Annotated in this window: 6 protein-coding genes; all 6 read right to left on the bottom strand. The window is 70.2% G+C overall.

Annotated elements, in window-relative coordinates:
- Positions 1-98: 98 nt before the first annotated feature.
- Positions 99-1,934 (bottom strand): Xaa-Pro dipeptidyl-peptidase, encoded by a 1,836-nt coding sequence (locus tag ACZ4TR_RS34835; protein ID WP_465292562.1) that lies wholly within the window; start codon positions 1,932-1,934, stop codon positions 99-101.
- A 125-nt stretch (positions 1,935-2,059) separates the two neighbouring features.
- Positions 2,060-2,812, bottom strand: coding sequence for a pseudouridine synthase (locus ACZ4TR_RS34830; protein ID WP_364525135.1), 753 nt, complete (start codon positions 2,810-2,812; stop codon positions 2,060-2,062).
- Complete coding sequence (gene scpB / locus ACZ4TR_RS34825) at positions 2,799-3,698, bottom strand: SMC-Scp complex subunit ScpB (protein ID WP_465292060.1); 900 nt, start codon at positions 3,696-3,698, stop codon at positions 2,799-2,801. Before scpB ends, ACZ4TR_RS34830 begins: the two co-directional genes overlap by 14 nt.
- Positions 3,695-4,597 carry a segregation and condensation protein A gene (locus tag ACZ4TR_RS34820; protein ID WP_465292058.1) on the bottom strand — a complete coding sequence of 301 codons (903 nt, stop codon included), beginning with the start codon at positions 4,595-4,597 and terminating at the stop codon, positions 3,695-3,697. Before ACZ4TR_RS34820 ends, scpB begins: the two co-directional genes overlap by 4 nt.
- Entirely contained in the window at positions 4,597-5,010 is a 414-nt protein-coding gene (locus tag ACZ4TR_RS34815) for a cobyrinic acid a,c-diamide synthase (protein WP_364525141.1), read from the bottom strand. Before ACZ4TR_RS34815 ends, ACZ4TR_RS34820 begins: the two co-directional genes overlap by 1 nt.
- Positions 5,007-5,978 carry a ParA family protein gene (locus tag ACZ4TR_RS34810; protein ID WP_364525143.1) on the bottom strand — a complete coding sequence of 324 codons (972 nt, stop codon included), beginning with the start codon at positions 5,976-5,978 and terminating at the stop codon, positions 5,007-5,009. Before ACZ4TR_RS34810 ends, ACZ4TR_RS34815 begins: the two co-directional genes overlap by 4 nt.
- Positions 5,979-6,000 lie beyond the last annotated feature (22 nt).

Genomic DNA, 6,000 nt, shown 5'->3' with positions numbered 1-6,000 from the left:
TTAGGAGTACCAGGGTTGTGTTTGGGGTTCTGCAACCCCCCCCTTTTTGGTTTTTCGTTCCCCCCCCCCCCCCCACCGCCACATTGGGGCGCTGGGGGTCAGCGCAGGTCCGAGCGGGCCGACGACGGCACGTGCGCACCTGCGTCGAGGCTCGGGTGCGTGGTCGCCGGTGGAACGACCCCGGCCAGCGGGATCGACACCGACGTGCGCGCCAGGTCCAGCGTCACCCGTCCCGGCTGGGCCGGCCCGCGGATGAAGCTGCCGTCCGTGCCGCCGACGATCAGCGCCAGCGCGTGCCCCTTCGGCACCACGTGGTCCGTGGACGCAAGGTCGAACGTCATCGTGTACGCCGTGCCCGGAGTCAGGGTCTGTTCCTGCGACAGGGAAGCGTGGTTCGCGAGGTCGGCCCAGCCGCGGCTCAGGATCGTGTAGTTCACCTTCTTCACGTCCGCCGACGCCACGCGGTAGCAAGCGTCGTCCCCGGACGTCGACGAGCCCCAGCAGTTCTCCGTGGTGCCGGTCTTGATCCCCTCGCCGCTGCCGGCGAAGTTGCGGATCGTCGCCGGGCCGAGGTCCACGAGCAGCGCCGACAGCCGGGCCGACGCCGTGCTCGGCGTCGCCGTGACCGTGATCTTCGACGTGCCGGACACCTGCAGGTCCGAGGCCAGCGTGCCGGTCGAGTAGGTCAGCGCCGCGCTGCCCGGGTTCGTCACCCAGGTGTCCTCGCCGAGGTTCGGGTTGTCGGTGAACGACGCCGTCCCCGACGCCGCCGCGGTGCCGAGCGAGCCGGAAGTGTGCGGCCGCAGGGTCGTGGCCATCGCACCAGCGGCCGGGTACGCGCTCTGGTCCACCCACTGGTCCGGCTGCCGCTCGACGCTGGCCATCGGCCCGTTCTGGACGCCGTTGTCGATGCCGAGCAGGTAGTGGTCGAACCACCGGTGCAGCAGGTCGACCCAGCCGGCGCGCCGGTAGTCGAACGGGTCGACGTGCCCGGTCTGCGCCAGCCAGATCTTCTTCTCGACGTTCAGCCCGCTCCACCACTGTCCGAAGTGGATCGTCTTGACGTTCAGGTCGTTGACGCCGTGGGAAAGCAGCACGCTGGCGCGCACGTTGCCCGCGTGGGTGACGTAGTCGCGGTCCGCCCACAGCGGCCCGTAGTCGCCGTTGGCCGTCGCGCCCTGCCTGAGGACCTGGTTCTGCGCGGAGCAGTCCTGCCCGCTGTTGCGGGCTTCGACCGTCTGCGCCAGCCCGTCCGGGTTGAAGCCGAAGGTCGCGCCGTCGGACCGGTAGTAGTCGTACCAGGAGCTGATCGCCGAGATCGGCACGATCGTCTTCAGGCCCGCGACGCCGGTCGCCGCGACGCCGTTGGCGATCGTGCCGTCGTAGGACTTCCCGATCATGCCGACGTTGCCGGTGCTCCAGCCCGCGGTCACCGCGCTGCCGCCGGTCTTCGCGCTGTACCCGGTGGCGCGCCCGTTCAGCCAGTCGACGACCTTGCGCGCGGAGTCGACGTCCGAAGCGCCGCCGACGTCCGCGCAGCCGGCCGAGCGGTTCGTCCCGGCCAGGTCGACGAGCACCACGGCGTACCCGCGCGGCACGAAGTAGTTGTCGTAGAACAGCGGGAACTTCACCGGTTTCCCGGCACTGTCGTACGACTTCAGCTCGCTCTCGTTGCCGCGCCCGCAGCACGAGTAGTACGGGCTGGCGTCCATGATCACCGGCACCCGCGAGGTCGCCTCACCCGGCCGCACGATGTCGGCGGCGACGCGGTCGGGCTTGCCGTCACCGTCACCGTCGTGGCCGATGTCGACCCAGACGGTCTCGCGGATCGCCTTCGCGTAGTCGTAGACCGGCTCGCTCGCCGCGGGCGCCGCGTGCGCCACCCCGGGGAGGAGCGCGGTGAGGAAGATCGTCGCGAGAACTCCGCCTGCCAGACGTGATCGCATGGCTCCACGCTGGCAGCGACGGCGGGCGCGCGCCACGGCGGAAAGTCGGGACTGTGACCACCGGGGCTTCGCCCCGGGCCGGGGGCTTCGCCACCCGGACCCCCGAAGCGGTGTCAGAGCTCGACGTTCCGGTAGAGCGCACCGACCTCGCCCTTGGTCAGCCGCCGGATCGAGCCGACGCGCTGGTTGCCGAGCTGGACGTCGCCGACCGCCGTGCGGACCAGCTTCAGCACCGGGTGCCCGGCGTCCTTGAGCAGGCGGCGCACGATGTGCTTCTTGCCCTCGTGGATGACCAGCTCCACCAGCGACTTGCCGGAGTGCATGTCCTTGACCCGGAACTGGTCGACCTTCACGATGCCGTCCGGCAGCTCCCAGCCGTTGCGCAGCTCCTTGCCGAGCCCGCGCGGCACGAGGCCGTCGACCTCGGCGAGGTAGGTCTTGAGCACCCGGTAGGACGGGTGCATCAGCCGGTGCCCGAGGTCGCCGTCGTTGGTGAGCAGCAGCAGGCCTTCGGTGTTCTCGTCGAGGCGGCCGACGTGCACGACGCCGGGGGTCTCCTCGTAGCGGCCGGCGAGGTAGTCGCCGACGCACGGGCGGCCGCGGTCGTCCGACATCGTCGAGTGCACGCCCTTGGGCTTGTTCAGGGCGAGGTAGATCAGGTCGTCGCGCAGGTTCACGCGGGTGCCGTCGACGTGAATGACCGCCTCGTCCGGGTGAACCCGGCGGCCGAGCTCGGTGACGACCTCGCCGTCCACCTCGACCCGGCCGGCCGCGATCAGGTCCTCCGCCGCGCGGCGGGAGGCGACCCCGGCCTGCGACAGCACCTTCTGCAGGCGGATGCCGTCGGGGTGTTCACTGGATGTCATCGATGGTGTCCACTTCGGGTAGCAACGGAGCGATCGCGGGCAGGTCGTTCAGTGACGACAGCCCCAGTCGCTCCAGGAACAGCTCGGTCGTCACGTACAGCGTCCCGGTCGTCTCGGGGTCGGTCCCCATCTCTTCGATGAGGCCGCGCGCGAGCAGCGTCCGGATCACGCCGTCCACGTTCACGCCGCGCACCGCGGCGACCCTGGCACGGGTCACCGGTTGCCGGTACGCGATCACGGCGAGGCTCTCCAGCGCGGCCCGGGTCAGCTTCGACCGCTGGCCGTCCAGCAGGAGCTTCTCCACGAACGGGGCATAGACGTCCCTAGTGTAGAACCGCCACCCTTCGCCGACGCGCCGCAGGTCGATCCCGCTGGCCCGATCGGTGAACTTCTGCGCCATGGTGCGCAGGGCGACGACGATCCGGGCCTTCGGCTGCCCGACGGTTTCGGCGAGCGATTCCTCGCTGGCGGGCGAGTCGACGACCAGCAGGAGCGCCTCGAGCGCGGCTTCGAGGGTCTCGTCGGAGGTGACGTCGGGCAGGGAGTCGGCGTCTCCGGCAGCGACGAGGTCGGACTCGGGATCCTCCGGACCAGGCTCGGGCTCGGGCTCGGCACCTTCGGACACCGCGGGCGGGGCACTTTCACGTGAAAGTGCCGGGTCCCCCTCGGATTCCCCGTGACGCGCCTCCTCGACCAGCGGCTCCACGGGCGAGCCGTCCTCGTCGACCGGCTCGCCGGACAGGGCCTCGTCCAGCGCCAGCTCCGCCGCGGCCTCGGCCGGCTCGCCCACCGGCGGCTCCGGGGCCTCGATCTCGGCCGGTTCGCCCGCGGGCGGTTCCGGCGCCGGCACCTCGCCGGCCGGCCGCTCGTTGTCTTCGGGGTTCACCCGTACTCCTCTTCGTCTCCGGCGGTCCGGTCCAGCTCGGCCGCCGCGGAGGCCTCCTCCTTCGAGCCGCCCGTCCAGCGGACGTGCAGCTCGGCCAGTGCCTCGCTCTGCTCGAACTGGACCGTCGCCTCGCGGTAGAGCTCCAGCAGCGCCAGGAAGCGCGCCACGATTTCCACCGTGTGCTCGCAGTCGTCGACCAGCTCACCGAACGTCGCCTGGCCGCGTTCGGCCAGCATCACCCGCAGGATCGCCGCGTGCTCGCGCACCGAGATGCGGCCCATGTGGATGTGGGCGATCGACACCGTCGGCGGCGGCTTCGGCCGGAACACCGCCACCGCGATGTCGGCGAACTTCTCCGGCGTCACGCCCAGCATCACCTCGGGCAGCAGCCCGACGAACCGCTCCTCCAGTGCCACCGACCGCGGGTAGCGCCGCAGCGCGCCCTGTTCCAGCTCGCCGAACAGCGCCGCCACCTGCTTGTACGCGCGATACTGCAGGATCCGCGCGAACAGCAGGTCACGGGCTTCGAGCAGGGCGAGGTCGTCCTCGTTCTCCACCTCGGCCGACGGCAGCAGCCGCGCCGCCTTGAGGTCGAGCAGGGTCGCCGCGATGACCAGGAACTCCGTCGTCTCGTCGAGGTTCCAGTCGGCACCCAACGCCCGCGTGTAGGCGATGAAGTCGTCGGTGACCGTGTGCAGCGCCACCTCGGTGACGTCGAGCTGGTGCTGCGAAATCAGCTGCAGCAGCAGGTCGAACGGCCCCTCGAAGTTGGCCAGCCGCACCTTGAACTTCGACGTGCTCAGGTCCTCGGTGTTGACGCCTTCGGGGATCATCCCGCCGTGCACCGTCTGGTGCTCTTCGGGGACCTGGTCCTCCGGAGCCGGTGCCGGCTCGTCCATCAGCCCTCGGTTTCGCCGCCGTCTGAGCCGACCACCCGCAGTCGCTGCACCAGCACCGACTCCTCGCCGTTCTGGTCGAAGTCGGCCAGTAGCACCGCGACCGCCTCGCGGACCAGCCGGCCGCGGTCGACGACCAGGTCGTGCTTCGCGCGCAGCGTCAGCCGGGCCTGCTCCATGGCGACGAGCTCGTCGCCGGAGACGTACACGGTGATCTTCGCGTCGTGCTTGGTCCGGCCGGACCCGTGCGGGGCCGCGCTGCGAGCGAGCTGCTCGGTGCGGCCGTTGTCCGCGGGCTTGGCCTTGTCGGCGGGCTCGGCGGGCGCGGGCGCCGCCTGGGGCGGGAGTTCGAGAGCGGGGCTGGAGGTGAGGCGGAAGAGTTCCGACGCTCCGGGCAGGGAAGCACGCCTGCTCACCGAGCGATCACCTCGCGGGCCAGCTGGCGGTACGCCGCGGCGCCGGCCGACTTGGGCGCCCAGGTCGTGATCGGCTCACCCGCGACCGTCGTCTCGGGGAACCGCACGGTGCGGTTGATGACCGTGTCGAACACGGTCTCGCCGAATGCCTCCACCACGCGAGCCATGACCTCCTTCGAGTGCAGGGTTCTCGGGTCGTACATGGTGGCGAGAATCCCGACTATGTCCAGTTTGGGGTTGAGGCGTTCCTGCACCTTCTCGATCGTGTCGATCAGGAGCGCTACACCTCGGAGACTGAAGAACTCGCACTCGAGCGGGATGATCACGCCGTCCGCGGCGGTCAGCGCGTTCACCGTGAGCAAGCCGAGTGAGGGCTGGCAGTCGACAAGAACATAGTCGTAGTCGTTCATGACCGGACGAAGGACCCGTAACAACGTGTGCTCGCGCCCTACCTCAGCGACGAGCTGGACCTCCGCCGCGGACAGGTCGATGTTGCTCGGCAGCAGGTCAACGCCGTCGACGCGGGTTTTCATCAGCACGTCGGTGGCGCTGACCGACCGCTCCATGATGGCGTTGTAGACGGTCTGGTCCAGTTCGTGCGGCTGGATGCCGAGACCGACCGCGAGGGCGCCCTGCGGGTCGAAGTCGACGAGCAGCACCTTGCGGCCGTACTCGGCGAGGGCGGCGCCCAGGTTGATGGTCGACGTCGTCTTGCCGACGCCGCCCTTCTGGTTGCACATCGCCATGATCTTGGCCGGGCCGTGGTGGTCCAGCGGCGCCGGATCGGCGTGCTCGCGGATCGGGCGGCCGGTCGGCCCGATACCCTCGAGCTTGACCTTCTTGCCGTTGCGCTCCTGCGGTTCGTCGCCGTCGTGGACCGCCGGGGTCGCGATCTTGACGTCGTTGAGGTTCGCCGCCGCCGACCCGGCGGACTCGGCCGGGTGGGCCGGCTGGTTCGGTGTCGACATGGCGGGAAAGCTCCTTGTTCGT

This window comes from Amycolatopsis sp. NPDC028719 (assembly GCF_055565395.1).
This window is presented reverse-complemented; position numbering and strand designations above follow the sequence as displayed.

What these genes read in the sequence shown, in the direction of transcription:
- ACZ4TR_RS34830 (WP_364525135.1), bottom strand. Translation starts at nt 2,812, where the DNA reads ATGACATCCAGTGAACACCCCGACGGCATCCGCCTGCAGAAGGTGCTG.
- ACZ4TR_RS34820 (WP_465292058.1), bottom strand. Translation starts at nt 4,597, where the DNA reads ATGGACGAGCCGGCACCGGCTCCGGAGGACCAGGTCCCCGAAGAGCAC.
- ACZ4TR_RS34810 (WP_364525143.1), bottom strand. Translation starts at nt 5,978, where the DNA reads ATGTCGACACCGAACCAGCCGGCCCACCCGGCCGAGTCCGCCGGGTCG.